The organism is Nocardioides sp. NPDC059952 (genome assembly GCF_042730435.1).
Classification (GTDB): domain Bacteria; phylum Actinomycetota; class Actinomycetes; order Propionibacteriales; family Nocardioidaceae; genus Nocardioides.
Genome location: NZ_JBHWLY010000028.1, coordinates 39,312 through 54,668, shown reverse-complemented (window position 1 = coordinate 54,668; position 15,357 = coordinate 39,312). Strand labels below are relative to the sequence as shown.

Below are 15,357 nucleotides of genomic sequence, written 5' to 3'. Positions count from 1 at the left end.
GGTTCTCCTTGCGTGGTGCGGTGCAGCGGGGGCGGGTCAGCCGACGACGGCAGCGGGCGCGGGCCCGTCCACCGAGGTGACCGGGGTGTTCGCGGCCGGTCCGGTCGGGACCAGACGAGCGCCTTCGGGCCCGTAGGCATCACGCGGCTCGGGGAAGACGAAGAGCAGTCCCACGTAGAGCAGCGCGGCCAGGCCCATCCCGAGCGGGATCGAGATGTCGACCCCGCCGGGGATCAGCGAGGCGGCCGGACCGACGAACTGGCCGGGCAGGTTCACGAAGGTGAGCGCGACGGCGGCCGCGACCAGCCAGGCGGCCAGGCCGCGCCAGTTCCAGCCGTGGGCGAACCAGTAGCGGCCACCGCGCTGGCGGCGGTTGAAGACCTGGAGTGCATCGGAGTCGTACCAGCCACGCCGGACGTACCAGCCGACCATCATCACCATCATCCAGGGGACGGTGCAGCTGACGATGAGGACGGCGAAGGTGGAGATGCTGGAGACCACGTCGAAGACGAAGCGGCCGATGAAGATGACCCCGATCGCGAAGACGCCGATCAGCACCGTGGACTGGACGCGGTTGAAACGCGGGAAGACGCTGGAGAAGTCCAGGCCGGTGCCGTAGAGCGCGGTCGTGCCGGTCGACATGCCACCGATCAGGGCGATCAGGGCGACCGGGACGAAGTACCAGCCCGGCGCGATCGCGAGCAGGCCGGAGGCGTACGCACCAGAGGCGAAGATCTCGGGCTCGCGGGTGGCGATGATCGTCATGGTGACCAGGCCGAAGCAGAACGGTACGAGGGTGGCGATCTGCGCCAGGAACGCGGCGGCCATCGAGGACCGTCCCGGGGTCTCGCGCGGGATGTAGCGCGCCCAGTCGCCCAGGAAGGCGCCGAAGCTGACCGGGTTGGACATCACGATCAGCGCGGAGCCGACGAACGCCGCCCAGAAGCCGGGCTCACCGAACGCCTCAGAACCGGCGCCGAACGCACCGGCGTAGCCGGGGTCGAAGTCGCCGGCGAAGGCGACGATGCCGAGCAGGAAGAGCAGGGTCGCAGCGATCACGGCGATCTTGTTGACCAGCAGCATGAACCGGAAGCCGTAGATGCACACGACCAGGACGAGCACGGCGAACAGGCCGTACGCCAGTGCCAGGGTCAGGTCGTTCTCCGGCAGCCCTACCGCGCGGTTGGCGCCGCCGACGAGCACGTCGCCCGAACTCCAGACCGAGATCGAGAAGAACGCGAGCGCGGTGAGCAAGGAGAGGAACGAGCCGACGATCCGGCCGTGGACGCCGAGGTGGGCCGAGGAGCTGACCGAGTTGCTGGTGCCGTTGCGCGGGCCGAACAGGGCCATCGGGGCGAGGACGACGGCACCGAGGAGCAGCCCGAGCAGCGTGGCCATCAGGCCGTGCGCGAAGGAGAGCCCGAACAGGATCGGGAAGCTGCCGAGCACCACGGTGGCGATCGTGTTGGCGCCGCCGAAGGTGAGCCGGAACAGGTCGATCGGCCGGGCGCTGCGCTCTGGGTCGGGGATCGGCTCGACGCCGTGCTGCTCGACCTCGGTGACCTTGGGAGGCTGGACCTGCGTGCTCATCTCACGTCCTCGCTCGGGTGGGCGGAGAGGTGCTCGTGCACGGCGAGAAGGTCGCCGTCGATGAGACGGAAGACGATCGTCTCCCGCTCCCGCGTGGTCTCGGCGGGTCCACTCGTCGAGGTCGTGGTGAGGACGTCGTGGCTGAAGACCGCGGTGTCACCGTGGACCTGGACGAGACGGGCGCTGCTCCGGCAGGACTCGACCCGCCAGCCCTCGGCGACCCAGGCGGCCCAGAGGCGCTGGTAGGCAGCGCGGTCGTCGAGCCGGCGCGGCTCTGTGTGGAAGACGAAGCTGGCCTCGGCGGCGAAGCAGGCGAAGTAGGCCGCGGTGTCGGTCGCGGCGAAGGCCGCGACGAGCCGGTCGGCGGCCTCGTGGACCTGCGACTCGGTCAGCGTGGCTGATGGGGCGGTGATCGTGGACACCGGGCCTCCTGGGTCTGTGGGTCGGCCGAGATCTGCGTCACTCTAAGAGCATCCCAAGAGGTGCCGCAATCGTTTCGTTCTTAACCTGGCCGTAATAGCTGTCGATATGCCTGCAAGACCCGGAGGATCCGTCATAATGGCAGTCGATCCCTGTCCTGGAGGATCGATCCGACCTTGGAGACGCTCCCAAAAAATGTCGAACGAAATCACGCCCGGCGTCCTCGACGGCACCGATGAGGCGATCCTCGTCCTGCTCGAGAAGGACGGCCGCCTCACCCACCGCGAGATCGCCGACCAGGTCGGTCTCTCCCGATCAGCTGCGGCCACCCGGGTCCAGCGGCTGCTGAGCGAGGGGCACATCGACGTCCGGGGCGTCGTTCACCCGGCCGTCCTCGGCCACGACGTGCTCGCCCACGTCTCGGTCACCGTGAACGGCCCCGCGACCCACGTCGCCCAGGCGGCCGCGGCGCGCGAGGACACCACCTTGGTCTCGATGACCAGCGGCCACCACGCACTCGTCCTCGAGCTGCGGGCGAAGGACATCGGCCGGATCGACGACGCCCTCGCCGAGGTGCGGACGATCGACGGCATCGTCACCACCGAGACACTGCTCTACACCGAGGTGATCCGCGACGTCGCCGCCCCGGTCGGCCCCGCCCCGGCGGCCGGCTCGCTCGACGAGACCGACTACGCCCTGCTGCGCGCGCTGCAGGCGAACGGCCGTGCCTCCTACGTCGACCTGGCCGCGAGCGTCGGCCTCTCCCCCGCCGGCGCGCGTCGCCGGGTGGTGCGCCTGCTCGACGGGAACGTCGTCCGGGTAGGGGCCGTCGTGCGCCACTCGGGGCAGGAGCGGCGTACGGCCACCGGGGTCGGCCTCCGACTCGACGGCGCCGCCCACCGCCCGATCGCCGAGCAGCTCGCCGAGCTCCCGTCGGTGACCTTCGTGGCCCGGACCCTCGGTCGCTACGACGCCCTGCTCACGGTCAGCACCGCCACCTCCGGCGACCTCGTCGGCGTCCTCGACCACATCCGCGAGCTCACCGGCGTCCGCGAGGCGGAGACCTGGAGCCATCTCCGCTTCGTCAAAGAGACCTACGCCTCCCTGCACCTCGGCGGCGGCTGAGCAACCGCCGAAGCTTCAGCCCGGCAGGTTCCTAGTCGGGGATCTGGCGCAGGGTGGCGACGATCTTGCAATCCGGCCAGTACGTCGCGTGCAGCTGCGCGAACTCGCGCTGCCCGGCGATCGCCTCCTCGAGCGTGTCGTAGCGCATCAGCGCCCAGCCGCCGACGACCTCCTTGGCCTCGGCGTACGGACCGTCGACACGCGTGACCTCGCCCTTCTCCACCAGGAAGTTCACCGCGTCCTCGCTGCCGTAGAGACCGCCGCCGTCGAGGAAGTGTCCAGCCGCCGCCTGCTCGCCGATGTAGTCGTCCATCGCCTTGAACAGGGCCTCCGGCGCCGGGCCGATTCCCTCTTCCATCCTCACGAAGCCCATGAAACGGGGCATGATGTGCTCCTCAGTTCGGGGCCAACCGCTTTTCGGTGGCCGACACATGTGCGTCGAACCACATCGTTCTCCTTCGACATCGACATCGGAAGAACTTTCCACCGGTCGCGCGAGCGCCGATGCGTGCGCGGTCAGGCGTTGGCTGCCTCGGACTCGGCTGCCGGCTCCCCCTCCGGGGCACCTGCGGGCGTGCCGCGGGACTTCCGCACCGCGATGGCGACGATCACGGCGGCCACGGCGAAGAGCGCGCCGTAGGCGGCGACCGACTCCGCGTCGAAGTTGCGCAGCAGCGTACGTCCGTTGGTGATCAGGATGATGCTGCCGACCAGGCCGCCGAGGATGGGTAGCGAGAGGTGCTTGACGAGGTAGGCGGCGAACGGGGCGGCGATCACGCCGCCGACGAGGAGGCCACCGATGACGCGCCAGTCGAGCGCCTCCCCGGCCAGTCCGACGAGGAACCCGACACTCGCCGAGAGGGTCGTGACGAACTCGGCGGTGGAGACCGATCCGATCACCTTGCGCGGATGCAGGGTGCCGCTGGAGATCAGGGTGGGCGTGGTCACCGGACCCCAGCCGCCACCACCGGTCGCGTCGATGAAGCCACCGAAGAGACCGAGCGGCGCGAGCAGACCGAGCCCCGGGCGACGTCCCGGGATGAAGACCGGCGGCTTGCCGAAGACGAAGCGGGCGATGATGTAGAGGCCCAGGACGAGCAGGAGACCGGAAACCCAGGGAGTGGCACTCTCGGTGGAGAGGCTGGAGAGAACGGTTGCGCCGACGAACGCGCCGATGCCGCCCGGGATCGCGATCTTGGCCACGACCTTCCAGTCGACGTTCCCGAGCCGCCAGTGGGACACGCCCGAGGCGAACGTCGTCCCGACCTCGGCCAGGTGCACCGACGCCGAGGCGACCGCTGGCGCGACCCCTGTCGCGACCAGCAGGGTGCTCGAGGTGACGCCGTACGCCATGCCGAGCGAACCGTCGACCGCCTGGGCCGCGAGACCGACGAGAGCAAAGATGAGGAGCCGCTCCACGCGTACCTCCTAGGTGCGATCGAAAATGGCGAAGTAGTAATGTAACGCTATTTACTGTACATAGCGCATCGGGGTGTTTTGGGGTTTCTCGATGGGCGGATGGGTCGAGCCGTCGGAGCCGCTTCCGCGCCGCTGGTCGAGCCGCCCGGGGGGTTTCCGCTGGTCGAGCCGCCGGAGGGGTTTTCCGCTGGTCGAGCCGCCGGAGGGGTTTTCCGCTGGTCGAGCCGCCGGAGCCGCTAGGCGGAGGCGTGTCGAGACCAACACAGTCCTCTTGCGTCGGGAGTGCTCGCTTGGCGACTGTTCTTCGTTTCGGGGTTCGCCGCCGACCCTTGCTTTGAGTGTTTCTCGATCACGTGCCGCGTCAAGGACGCCCTTCGGGCGCCGGCTTCGCCGGCCGCTTCGCGGTCCTTGACTCGGCACCCGATCGAGAAGGATTTCGCCTATATCGGGGCGGCGGCGAGGGAGTGGCGCGGAGTTCACGTTGCTTGTTCGCTGACTGCATAACTGTCATTTGACCAGCACAAATAGGTCGCGCTGTGGTGCTCGATCGCATATAATAACGGCCATGTACGAGACCATCGACCGCCTCCTCGACGGGCCACCTCCCGGTGCGTCCGAGGGTGAGCTGGTCGACTGGATCAGTCGCCTCGAGGCCGTGAAGTGCACCGCCGAGGCTGTGCAGGCAGAGGCGGCGGTACGTCTGGAGGAAGCCGTCCGCGAGCGTCAATCAGCGGCTGGTGTTCCTGCTCGCAAGCTTGGTGAAGGGGTGGCCTCCCAGGTTGCGTTGGCGCGGCGGGTCTCACCCGAGAAGGGCGCCAAGCTCCTCGGGTTGGCGAAGGTCCTGATCGCCGAGATGCCGCACACCTTCGCGCTCATGAAAGCCGGGTTGTTCTCGCAATGGCAGGCCACCATCCTGGCCCGCGAAACGGCGTGTCTCTCGGTGGAGGATCGGCGGGTCATCGACCACCGGCTCTGCGCCCCCGGGCCCGACGGTGAGGCGCCGCAGGTGGTCGTGATGGGGCTGCGGCAGCTCGAGAACGCCGCCAAGAAGCTCGCCATCAGTCTCGACCAGACATCGGTCGTGGCCCGGGCCGCCAACGCCGTCAAGGACCGTCGCGTCAGTGTCCGGCCGGCACCGGACACGATGACCTGGCTCGGTGCGCTGCTGCCGGTCAAGGACGGCGTCGCCGTCTTCGCGGCCCTCGACCAGGCAGCCAAGGCGGCTGCGGCAGCAGGTGACCAACGCACTCGTGGTCAGGTCATGGCCGACACCCTCATCGACCGGATCACCGGCCGCAGCGCCGCCGGGGCCAAGCCTCGGATCGAGGTCAAGATCGTGATGACCGCCGACTCCCTCACCAACGACACGGACCAGCCCGCCATCGTCGAGGGCTACGGCCCCGTCCCCGCCGCCTGGGCACGCGAAGCACTCAACGACGCCGAGGTCTTCGTCCGCAGACTGTTCACCGACCCGGCCGGGCCACTGGTCGCGATGGAGTCCCGCTCACGCAAAGCACCCGACGGGCTCGCGGAGTTCATCACCACCCGCGACGGCGGGACCTGCCGCACCAACGGCTGTGATGCCCCGATCCGCAACATCGACCACATCCAACGCCACACCGACGGTGGCGAAACCACCGCCCAGAACCTCCAAGGTCTGTGCGAACGATGCAACCAAGCCAAAGAAGCCCTCGGCTGGCAAGCCAGACCAGGACCCGACGGCAGCATCATCACCACCACACCCACTGGGCACACCTATCTCAGCCCACCACCCGACACCTGGAAACCAGACCCACCACCACTCTGGCCACCGCTGTCCCGGGGAGAACTCCGACTGCGCGATCTGATCCTCGGGCGCCGCCTCGCGGCGTGATCACAAACTTTCTTCGGATCAGTGCTTGACCTTGACGCTGCGTCAGGGCCGCACGCTTCTTCCATCGGCCCCACCAGGGACCGAACAAAACCACAGAAGGAGCACCACCATGAACAACCTCCTCAACCGCCTCGTGGGTGACAAGAAGGACTGGAAGCGCATGGAAGCCCGCGCCGCCGAACTGCCCGCCGACTACCGCACCGTCTACAGCGAGATGAAGAGCTACATGTGGCGCTTCACCGCCGGCGACGGCATGGACATCGTCGAGATCCTGCGCGAGGTCCTCGACCAGTTCGAGACCGAAGCCGCCGCCGGACGCCCGGTCCTCGAAGTCACCGGCCCCGATCTGGCCGCGTTCTGCGACGCCCGGTTGCCCGAGCAGCACGACGCCTACCGCGCCAAGCTGCGAGCCAACCTCAACGAGGTCGCCCAGAAGCTCGTCTGATGCCAGCGATGCCCACCCGCATATCCCCTGTCGCGAGCCGAGAAGGCCGCTCGCGACAGGGGATACGTTCTTCGCGGGTCGAAATGTCCGGATAAGACTGTGGTTCACCTCGTCCGCGTGGTCCACTGTGACGCACATCTCATACGGCCGATCGTGGCGGCTGCCCTGCATGCTGGAGGAACACAGTGAACGACTCGGCCCTGCTCTCGGTTGGCCTCCCCATCGCCTTGGCCATCATCATGTTCGGGCTGGGCCTGAGCCTGACCCCGGGAGACTTCCGCCGGGTCGTACGCACTCCACGAGCCGTCTTCGTCGCGCTCACGCTCCAGATCGTGGTCCTGCCGATGATCGCGTTCGGGCTCGTCGTGGTCGCGGACGTGGATCCGCTGATCGCCGTCGGGGTCATGCTGCTGGCAGCGTCGCCGGGCGGGACCACGGCGAACCTGTTCAGCCACCTGTTCCGTGGCGACGTCGCGCTCAACGTGACGCTGACCGCGGTCAACTCGGTGCTCGCGGCGGTGTCGATCCCGTTGATCACCAACGCGGCGATCAGCTACTTCGACGCGGGCGACACCTTGGGACTGCAGTTCGGCAAGGTCGTCCAGGTCATCGCGATCGTTCTGATTCCGGTCGGCATCGGGATGCTGGTGCGGAGCCGGTCGGCGACGTTCGCCGCCCGAGCGGACCGTCCGGTGCGGATCTTCTCGATCGTCGTACTGGTCATGGTCTCGGTCGGCGCGATCCTCGGGGAGCGGGAGAACATCGCCGACTACCTCCGCGAGATCGGCGTGGTCGTGACGCTGTTCTGCTGTGCGAGCCTCTGCCTCGGCTACCTCGGCGCTCGGGTGTTCCGGCTCAGCCAGGCGCAGGCGATCGCCACCTCGATGGAGGTCGGGATCCACAACACCACCGTGGCCCTCACCATCGCCCTCAGCGTGCTCGACAACACGACCGTGGCGATCCCGGCCGCGGTCTACAGCATCGTGATGTACGTCCTCGCCACCGCCTTCGGCTTCCTCATCACCCGGTCGCGCATCGCCCGCAGCTCCACCCCGCAGGACATCACCACCTGAACTCCTACTCCCCCGCGAGCAGCGGAGCGATCCGGTCGACGACCACGTCGATCGGCGCCGCCGACCTGGTGACGCGGGCCATCATGATCGCGCCCTCGAGCGAGCTGATGGCCAGCACAGCGAGATCGTCGGCCTCCCGCTCGGCGTGACCCGCGCTGACGAGCAGGGCCGCGAGCGCGCCCTGCCAGTCGGCGACGATGCCGCTGACGACAGGCGCCAGGTCAGCGTCGTGGTGGGCCTCCTGCATCGCCGCCCCGACCGGGCATCCGGCCGCGAAGTCGGTGTCGACGAGCTGCGTCCGGTAGTGCTGGCAGATCGCTGCGAAGACTCTCTCGGGGCCGACGCCGGCAGTGACCGCGTCGCGCAGGTTGCCGGTAACGGTCTCCCCCGCCCAGGTGAGCGCGTCGGTGATGAGCTCGCGACGACCTCCGGGGAAGTGGAATCCCACCGAGCCCCGGGGACCGTTGCTGTGCGCCAGCACCTTGGCCACCGACGTACCGGCGACGCCGTGCTCGCGCAGCAGGAGCGCCGCGCTGGCGACCATCCGCTGCCTGGTGTCGGTCCGCAACCCCATGTACTCATCCTTCGAGACTCGCTACTATGCTACGCCACATAGCATATCAAAGGAGACGGGCATGCGAGAGCTCAACCTGATCAAGCCCGGCCAGATCGGCTGGGTCGAGAAGCCCGACCCGGTGCTGGTCGACCCCACCGACGCGCTGGTGCGGCCGTTCGTCGCGAGCCGCTGCGACGGCGACGCGCTCCCCCTTCACCTCCATGGGATCAAGCATCGGGCGATGCAGGCCGCGATGAGGTCGGGAGTGATCGACCCGACCGTTGCCGACATCATCGGCAAGGAGCCGTTCGCCGGCCCGTTCGGCATCGGTCATGAGGCGATCGCCCAGGTCACCGCCGTCGGCGAGGCGGTGACCGACAAGCGGGTGGGCGACATCGTCGTCGTCCCCTGGGCCGTGTCCTGCGGCACCTGCTACGAGTGTCGCCTCGGCCTGACCGCGAAGTGCTCGACCTTCCTGCCCACCAGCCCGGGACGTACGCTCTCGTGCTTCGGCTTCGGGCCGATGTCAGGCTCCTGGGGCGGCGTCATCTCCGACACCCTCCGCATCCCGTACGCCGACCACATGCTCGTCCGGGTCCCCGCCGGCGTCGACCCACTGCGGGTCGCTTCGGCCGGAGACAACCTCACCGACGCCTGGCGCGGGGTCGCCCCGACTCTCGCCCAGCGACCGGGTGGTCGCGTCATCGTCATCGGCGGCGGCGCGCAGAGCATCGGCCTCTACTCCGCCGGTCTCGCCGTGCTGCTCGGCGCGGAGCGGGTCGACTACTTCGACGATCGCGACAGCCGCCTGGAGATCGCCGAGAGCTTCGGGGCGACCGCGCACAAGATCGACGGGACCCGCCGTAGGTCGCAGATGCCCCGGATCACGCAGCGCTACGACGTCGCCGTCGAGGCCTCCTCGACCGGCCAGGGTCTACGCGACGCGCTGCGCGCGCTTCGTCCCGGCGGAATCTGCACCGGCAACGGCTACTACCTGGGGGCGAACACCCTGCTCCCGGTGATGGACATGTACGCCACCAGCGCGACCCTCCAGGTCGGCGTCTCCCACGTCCGACCGCACCTGCCGGAGATGCTCGACTTCATCGCCCGCACCGGCTTCGAGGCCGAGCGTGTCACCAGCCTGCTCGCCGACTGGGACGACGCCGTCGAGGCCTACCCGGCGCACACGACCAAGGTCGTGCTCCACCGCGACCCCCTCGACCTCGCCTGACACCCGGCCGTCCTTCGGGACTCAGTCGAGCATCTCCTTCGGCAGTCCGACCTGTCGGCAACCAGCGACCGAAACCTCGGGCGGCGGCCGGATCGCGTCCTCGGCGTCGGCCCGACGCGGGAACGAGTACCAGACTCCGACCGCGCCGAGGGCAAGGAGGAAGAGGCAGACCAGCGTGAAGGCCGTGTTGACCGCACCGACACCGTCGGCCGGGACGCTCGCAGCGAGCACAGACTCACCGAGTCCGGGCGGAAGGATCGCGGTGAGAAGGGTGAGGGCGACGGCGAGACTGAGTACGTTGCCCGTGTTCTGCAGCATCAGACGCGTGGCGTTGACGACACCCAGCGCGTCCTCGGGCGCCCGCTCCAGAAGGACCGTCGCGTTGGTGCCGATGAAGAGCCCGGTCGCCAGGCCGACGATCGCGAGCGTCGCCATCACCATCCAGGTCAGCTCGAGATGGATCGCGAGCGCCACCAGAGCGACGCCACACGTGCCCACCACCGATCCTCCGGACATGATCTGATGTGGCGTCCAGCGGCGCGAGAGCCAACCGAGGGTCAGTGAGGCACTGATCATCCCGATCGGCATCGGCAGCAGCATCATCCCCGCCGTCCCCGGGGCGACGCCGACGACGCTCTGGAAGTAGAGGCTGGCCAGCACGACCAGCGGGAACCTTCCGGCCCCCGTGAAGAAGCCCGCGAGGAAGAGCTTCCCGACCCGGCGCATGACGGCGACGTCGAGCACCGGAGCCGTCGCCCGCCGCTCGACGAACAGCAGGACCGGGACCAGGACGACCGATCCCACGACGCATCCGATCACCAGGGGATGCAGCCACCCGAGGTCGGTCAGCGACGTGATCCCGAGGGTCAGCATGACGACGCCGACCATGATCACCAGGTTGCCGGGGAGATCGAGCCCGACGGCGCGCTTGTCCACCACAGGTCGCGGCAGCAGCAGATGTCCCGCCACCAGCGCGGTCAGGCAGACCGGCACGTTGAACCAGAACACCCACTGCCAGCCGACGTGGTCGACGATCAGCCCGCCGAGCGTCGGCCCGAGCAGGTTGGCGGTGGGGAACGAGGCGGCGTACAGGCCCATCGCGCCGCCCAGGGACGAGCGCGGGAAGGCCTGGTGGATGAGGGTGGCGCCGTTGCCGATGAGCACCGCGCCGCCGATCGCGGCGACCACCCGGAGCCCGATGAGGACCTCGACGTTCGGAGCGAAGCCGGCCAGCAGGCTCGCCAGCGAGAAGAGGACCAGCCCACCCAGGTAGAGGCTCCGCTGCCCCCAGACGTCGCTGAGGCGGCCGAAGAGGAGCAGGCAGGCGGTGTTGGCGACCATGTAGGAGAGCAGGAGCCAGCTCCCCTCCGCCGAGCTCACCTCGAACTCCCGGCTCAGCGTCGGCAGCGCGACGTTGAGAGAGCTCGCGTTGAGTGCCATCACCGCGCTGACCAGGCAGACCACGATCAGGGTGGAACGCGCAGCGGCACTCACCTCAGTGGGTTCGGACTCGCTCATTCCACCTCCTGCGCCGTCCGAGACGGCGCCGCCTGCGTCGTACGCCACGGCACGACCCTGCGCCGGACGAGGTGTCACGAGAAGAAAGTCCGATATCCGGATTGTGACCCTTGACACACTCGTTTGGCGACCCAATGATGAATCTCATCCTAGAGCGTGATTCTAGATTGAGCCACCAACATCGGCGACCGACACCCGGTCGCGGACACGAACTGGAGGGTCCGACATGAGAGCACCAACTGGGTCCGCGAATGAGCCGCTTCTGCGCATCGAGGACCTCCACGTGGAGTTTCGGACCGGGGGCGGAACGGTCGAGGCGCTCAACGCCGTCGACCTCTGGATCGACGCGGGCGAGACCGTCGCCGTCGTCGGCGAGTCCGGCTCCGGCAAGAGCGTCACGGCGCTCGCCGTGCTCGGCCTGCTGGGCAACGGCCGGGTCAGCGGCGGTCGGATCACCTGGGACGGCAGGGACATCACCGGAGCCGACAACCACGACATGCGCGGCGTGCGGGGCAAGGACATCTCGGTGATCTTCCAGGACCCGATGACCTCGCTCGACCCCCTCTTCACGATCGGGCACCAGCTCGTCGAGGCCTACCGGATCCACCACGCCGTCTCGAAACGGAAGGCACGCGAGCGCGCGGTCGAGCTGCTGGACCTCGTCGGCATCCCCGAGCCCGAGACCAAGTTCAAGGCGTACCCCCACCAGCTCTCGGGCGGCCAGCGGCAACGGGTCATGATCGCCGGCGCGCTGGCCTGCGACCCACGCCTGCTCATCGCCGACGAGCCGACCACCGCCCTCGACGTCACCGTGGAGGCCCAGGTCCTGGCGCTGATCCGCGACCTCCAGGACCGAACCGGGGTCGGGCTGATGCTGATCACCCACGACATGGGCGTGGTCGCCGAGATGGCCGACCGGGTGGTCGTCTTCTACGCCGGGCAGGTCGTCGAGACCGGCACCGCGGACGAGATCCTCGACCGGCCGCAGCACCCCTACACCCAGGCGCTGCTCGATGCGATCCCGCGACGCGACACCCCGCGCGACCAGGAGATGCCGGCGATCCCCGGCGCCGTGCCCGCCCTCAACGAGATGCCCAGCGGCTGCCGCTTCGCCACCCGCTGCTCCGAGGCCGGCCCCGAGTGCGAGACGTCCCAGCCGCTACGGGACATCGCCGGCCGACAGGTCCGCTGCTGGCGTCCGGACGAGGAGCGCGGCGCCCTCGCGCCGATGGCGGAGGTGGCCCGATGATCGTCCCCGGCGCCGCTCCCCTCGTCGAAGCACACGGTCTGGTCAAGCACTTCGGCGACGGCAAGGGCCTCCTCACTCCGCGTCGTCCACCCGTACGCGCCGTGGACGGTGTCTCCCTGACCATCAAGCGCGGCGAGACCCTCGGACTGGTCGGAGAGTCGGGCTCCGGGAAGTCGACCCTCGGGCGTCTGATCCTCCGGCTGATCGAGCCGACCAGCGGCTCGGTCACCTTCGACGGTCAAGACATCGCCGCGCTCTCGAAGAGCAGCCTGACGCAGCTCCGCAAGCGGATGCAGCTCGTCTTCCAGGACCCGTTCAGCTCGTTCAACCCACGGATGACCATCGCGCAGGTGCTGACCGAGCCGATGATGGTCCACGGCATGAGCGACAGGGCCGGCCGCATCAAACGCGCCAAGGAGCTGCTCGACCTGGTCGGCCTCCCCTCGTTCGCGCTGGAGCGCTATCCCCACCAGTTCTCCGGCGGCCAGGCGCAGCGCATCGGGATAGCCCGAGCACTCGCCACCGACCCCGACCTCATCGTCTGCGACGAGGCGGTCAGCGCACTCGACGTCTCCGTCCAGGCGCAGGTGCTCAACCTGCTCAAGGAGGTCCAGCGCGAGCTCGGGCTCTCCTATCTCTTCATCGCGCACGACCTCAACGTGGTGCGCTACATCTCCGACCGCGTCTGCGTGATGTATCTCGGCAAGCTCGCCGAGGTGGCTCACGCCGACGACATCAGCGAGCGGCCGAGACATCCCTACTCACAGGCTCTGATGGCGTCGATCCCCTCCCCCGACGCCCATCACCAGCTGCGTACGCCGCTCGCCGGCGAGATCCCCAGCCCGCGGCGGCCCCCGGCTGGCTGCCGGTTCCACCCACGCTGCAGCCAGCGCGTCGACGGCTGCGACCGCAACGAGCCGGAGCTGCTGACCATCGGCAGCTCGAGCGACGCCCGAAGCGTCGCCTGCCACCTCTTCGACCCCACTCCCGCGAGGTGATCGCATGCTTCTCTACGCCGGACGACGCCTGACCTACGGCCTGCTCGTGCTCGCCCTGGTCGCCACTCTGGTCTTCCTCATCATCCGACTGATCCCCGGCGACGCGGTGCGGCTCCAGCTGGCCGACGCCCCCGGCGTCACCCAGGCCCAGATCGACCAGCGCACCGCCGAGCTCGGTCTGGACGAGCCGCTCCTGACCCAGTTCGGCCACTTCGTGGGCGGGCTCGCCCAGGGCGACCTGGGCGACTCGTTCGACGACGAACGCCCCGTCACGACCAAGATCCTCGAGCGCCTTCCCGCCACCCTCGAGCTCGGTCTGCTCGCCATCCTCTTCGGCATCCTGCTCGGCGTGCCGTTCGGCATGCTCTCGGCGATCCGGCATCACAGCGTCGTCGACAACGTCATGCGGTTCCTGGCGGTCATCGGCATGTCGCTGCCGAACTTCTGGCTGGCTCTCCTCCTGATCACCTTCCTGGCGCTCTGGTTCGGCTGGTCCCCACCCCTGGTCTACGCCTCTCCCACCGAGGACCTCGGCCAGAACCTCGTCCACATGGCGCTCCCGGCGATAGCCCTGGGCGCTGCGACGATGGCGAGCATCGCCCGGATGCTGCGCTCCTCGCTGCTGGAGGTGCTCGGCTCCAACTTCATCCGCACCATCCGCTCCCGCGGCGCGTCCGAGCGCGTGGTCGTGCTCAAGCACGCCGGCCGCAGCTCGCTGATCCCGGTCTTCACGGTGCTCGGTCTGCAGGTGGGTCACATCCTCGGCGGCACCGTCATCCTCGAAAGGATCTTCGCGATCCCGGGGATGGGGTCGCTGATCTTCGAGGCGGTCGGGCAGCGCGACTACCCGGTCATCCTCGGCTGCGTCATCTTCTACGGCGCCATCTTCATCCTCGTCAACGTCGTGGTCGACCTGCTCTACGCGGTCATCGACCCGCGGATCCGTTACGAAGGAGCCTCGGCATGAGCATCGCCATCTCCGGGACCGCGCGCGCGGCCCGCCGACCACGAGCCCGCAGCGGCCTGCGCCGGTTCACCAGGGAGCAGCCCCTCGGCGCCGTCGCCCTCTTCCTGATCACGCTCTTCGTCGTGGTGGCCGTCCTGGCGCCCTGGATCGCCCCGTACGACCCGCTCGCCCAGGACCGGGTGAACCTCCTGACCGCTCCGGGGGTCGGAGGTCATCTCGCCGGCACCGACGAGCTCGGCCGGGACGTCTTGAGCCGGTCGCTCTACGGCGCCCGGACGTCCCTGTTGATCGCGGTCGCCACGCTCGCTCTCGGCGGTGCGATCGGCCTGGTCGTCGGTGTCGTGTCCGGCTACTTCGGCGGCACCTGGATCGACTCCGTGCTCCAGCGCATCATGGACGCGCTGATGGCGATCCCCTCGATCGTGCTGCTGCTCTTCGTGGCCGCCCTGCTCGGCCCGAGCGTACGCAACACCGTGATCGCCCTCAGCCTGCTGGTGATCCCCTCGATCAACCGCGTGGCCCGGGGCGAGATGCTCCGCATCCGCGAGGAGCCGTACGTCGAGGCCGCCCGCTCGGTCGGCTGCGGAACCCCACGGATCCTGATCCGCTACGGCCTGCCCAACCTGATGGCACCGCTCTTCGTCATGGGCTCGCTGCTCTTCGCGGTCATCCTCATCGCCGAGTCCGCGCTCAGCTTCCTGGGCATCGGCACCCCGCCGCCGACACCCTCGTGGGGCCGGATGCTGAGCGAGGGCCGCAGCCAGCTCGAGATCGCCCCGTGGATGACCGTCGTTCCCGGCCTGATCCTCTCCGTGTCCGTCCTGGCGTTCAACCTGCTCGGCGACGCCATGCGCGACTTCCTCGACCCCAAACAGCGCCGCTAGCCCCATCCC

The 15,357-nt window shown here is 68.8% G+C and carries 15 protein-coding genes; 9 read left to right on the top strand and 6 right to left on the bottom strand.

The features are described 5' to 3' along the window. Positions 1–36: 36 nt before the first annotated feature. Together ACFV9G_RS14825 and ACFV9G_RS14820 are read right to left on the bottom strand one after the other, a co-directional pair. Positions 37–1,590 (bottom strand): purine-cytosine permease family protein, encoded by a 1,554-nt coding sequence (locus ACFV9G_RS14825; RefSeq protein WP_378728233.1) that lies wholly within the window; start codon positions 1,588–1,590, stop codon positions 37–39. Then, a complete protein-coding gene (locus ACFV9G_RS14820) occupies positions 1,587–2,012 on the bottom strand; it encodes a nuclear transport factor 2 family protein (protein WP_378728232.1) in 426 nt (141 codons plus the stop codon). Before ACFV9G_RS14820 ends, ACFV9G_RS14825 begins: the two co-directional genes overlap by 4 nt. 193 nt (positions 2,013–2,205) lie before the next feature. On the opposite strand from ACFV9G_RS14820, the gene ACFV9G_RS14815 reads away from it, so the two are divergent. Next, positions 2,206–3,135 (top strand): Lrp/AsnC family transcriptional regulator, encoded by a 930-nt coding sequence (locus ACFV9G_RS14815; protein WP_378728231.1) that lies wholly within the window; start codon positions 2,206–2,208, stop codon positions 3,133–3,135. Positions 3,136–3,166: 31 nt separating this feature from the next. On the opposite strand, the gene ACFV9G_RS14810 is transcribed toward ACFV9G_RS14815, so the two are convergent. Both ACFV9G_RS14810 and ACFV9G_RS14805 read right to left on the bottom strand, forming a co-directional pair. Next, positions 3,167–3,520, bottom strand: a complete 354-nt coding sequence (locus tag ACFV9G_RS14810; protein ID WP_378728230.1) for a YciI family protein — start codon at positions 3,518–3,520, stop codon at positions 3,167–3,169. A 131-nt stretch (positions 3,521–3,651) separates the two neighbouring features. Further along, a complete protein-coding gene (locus ACFV9G_RS14805) occupies positions 3,652–4,554 on the bottom strand; it encodes a sulfite exporter TauE/SafE family protein (RefSeq protein WP_378728229.1) in 903 nt (300 codons plus the stop codon). Between the two features lie 565 nt (positions 4,555–5,119). Between ACFV9G_RS14805 and ACFV9G_RS14800 the strand changes: the two genes are divergently transcribed. The 3 genes from ACFV9G_RS14800 to ACFV9G_RS14790 all read left to right on the top strand — a co-directional run bounded on the left by ACFV9G_RS14800 (position 5,120) and on the right by ACFV9G_RS14790 (position 7,945). Continuing rightward, a complete protein-coding gene (locus tag ACFV9G_RS14800; protein WP_378728228.1) occupies positions 5,120–6,427 on the top strand; it encodes a DUF222 domain-containing protein in 1,308 nt (435 codons plus the stop codon). A 109-nt stretch (positions 6,428–6,536) separates the two neighbouring features. Then, positions 6,537–6,872 carry a DUF1048 domain-containing protein gene (locus tag ACFV9G_RS14795; protein ID WP_378728227.1) on the top strand — a complete coding sequence of 112 codons (336 nt, stop codon included), beginning with the start codon at positions 6,537–6,539 and terminating at the stop codon, positions 6,870–6,872. 185 nt (positions 6,873–7,057) lie between these two features. Continuing rightward, positions 7,058–7,945, top strand: a complete 888-nt coding sequence (locus ACFV9G_RS14790; protein WP_378728226.1) for a bile acid:sodium symporter family protein — start codon at positions 7,058–7,060, stop codon at positions 7,943–7,945. A 4-nt stretch (positions 7,946–7,949) separates the two neighbouring features. Here the strand turns inward: ACFV9G_RS14790 and ACFV9G_RS14785 are convergent, their stop codons facing one another. Continuing rightward, complete coding sequence (locus ACFV9G_RS14785; RefSeq protein WP_378728225.1) at positions 7,950–8,519, bottom strand: TetR/AcrR family transcriptional regulator; 570 nt, start codon at positions 8,517–8,519, stop codon at positions 7,950–7,952. A gap of 61 nt (positions 8,520–8,580) precedes the next feature. On the opposite strand from ACFV9G_RS14785, the gene ACFV9G_RS14780 reads away from it, so the two are divergent. Beyond that, positions 8,581–9,732 carry an alcohol dehydrogenase catalytic domain-containing protein gene (locus ACFV9G_RS14780; protein ID WP_378728224.1) on the top strand — a complete coding sequence of 384 codons (1,152 nt, stop codon included), beginning with the start codon at positions 8,581–8,583 and terminating at the stop codon, positions 9,730–9,732. 21 nt (positions 9,733–9,753) lie between these two features. On the opposite strand, the gene ACFV9G_RS14775 is transcribed toward ACFV9G_RS14780, so the two are convergent. Next, positions 9,754–11,250: an MFS transporter gene (locus ACFV9G_RS14775; RefSeq protein ID WP_378728223.1), complete on the bottom strand. Its 1,497-nt coding sequence runs from the start codon at positions 11,248–11,250 to the stop codon at positions 9,754–9,756. Between the two features lie 283 nt (positions 11,251–11,533). On the opposite strand from ACFV9G_RS14775, the gene ACFV9G_RS14770 reads away from it, so the two are divergent. Genes ACFV9G_RS14770 through ACFV9G_RS14755 form a run of 4 tightly spaced genes read left to right on the top strand, consistent with a single transcriptional unit; the run spans position 11,534 to position 15,348 of the window. Further along, positions 11,534–12,499: an ABC transporter ATP-binding protein gene (locus ACFV9G_RS14770; RefSeq protein ID WP_378728222.1), complete on the top strand. Its 966-nt coding sequence runs from the start codon at positions 11,534–11,536 to the stop codon at positions 12,497–12,499. Next, positions 12,496–13,497 carry an ABC transporter ATP-binding protein gene (locus tag ACFV9G_RS14765; RefSeq protein WP_378728221.1) on the top strand — a complete coding sequence of 334 codons (1,002 nt, stop codon included), beginning with the start codon at positions 12,496–12,498 and terminating at the stop codon, positions 13,495–13,497. Before ACFV9G_RS14770 ends, ACFV9G_RS14765 begins: the two co-directional genes overlap by 4 nt. A gap of 4 nt (positions 13,498–13,501) precedes the next feature. Next, positions 13,502–14,464: an ABC transporter permease gene (locus tag ACFV9G_RS14760; RefSeq protein ID WP_378728220.1), complete on the top strand. Its 963-nt coding sequence runs from the start codon at positions 13,502–13,504 to the stop codon at positions 14,462–14,464. Beyond that, complete coding sequence (locus ACFV9G_RS14755) at positions 14,461–15,348, top strand: ABC transporter permease (RefSeq protein WP_378728219.1); 888 nt, start codon at positions 14,461–14,463, stop codon at positions 15,346–15,348. The genes ACFV9G_RS14760 and ACFV9G_RS14755 overlap by 4 nt, the downstream gene beginning before the upstream one ends. The last annotated feature ends 9 nt before the right edge of the window (positions 15,349–15,357 follow it).

Bases quoted from the DNA above. Each gene is read 5' to 3' on its own strand.
- ACFV9G_RS14825 (WP_378728233.1), bottom strand. From the start codon at position 1,590: ATGAGCACGCAGGTCCAGCCTCCCAAGGTCACCGAGGTCGAGCAGCAC.
- ACFV9G_RS14815 (WP_378728231.1), top strand. From the start codon at position 2,206: ATGTCGAACGAAATCACGCCCGGCGTCCTCGACGGCACCGATGAGGCG.
- ACFV9G_RS14810 (WP_378728230.1), bottom strand. From the start codon at position 3,520: ATGCCCCGTTTCATGGGCTTCGTGAGGATGGAAGAGGGAATCGGCCCG.
- ACFV9G_RS14800 (WP_378728228.1), top strand. From the start codon at position 5,120: ATGTACGAGACCATCGACCGCCTCCTCGACGGGCCACCTCCCGGTGCG.
- ACFV9G_RS14795 (WP_378728227.1), top strand. From the start codon at position 6,537: ATGAACAACCTCCTCAACCGCCTCGTGGGTGACAAGAAGGACTGGAAG.
- ACFV9G_RS14785 (WP_378728225.1), bottom strand. From the start codon at position 8,519: ATGGGGTTGCGGACCGACACCAGGCAGCGGATGGTCGCCAGCGCGGCG.
- ACFV9G_RS14780 (WP_378728224.1), top strand. From the start codon at position 8,581: ATGCGAGAGCTCAACCTGATCAAGCCCGGCCAGATCGGCTGGGTCGAG.
- ACFV9G_RS14775 (WP_378728223.1), bottom strand. From the start codon at position 11,250: ATGAGCGAGTCCGAACCCACTGAGGTGAGTGCCGCTGCGCGTTCCACC.
- ACFV9G_RS14765 (WP_378728221.1), top strand. From the start codon at position 12,496: ATGATCGTCCCCGGCGCCGCTCCCCTCGTCGAAGCACACGGTCTGGTC.
- ACFV9G_RS14760 (WP_378728220.1), top strand. From the start codon at position 13,502: ATGCTTCTCTACGCCGGACGACGCCTGACCTACGGCCTGCTCGTGCTC.
- ACFV9G_RS14755 (WP_378728219.1), top strand. From the start codon at position 14,461: ATGAGCATCGCCATCTCCGGGACCGCGCGCGCGGCCCGCCGACCACGA.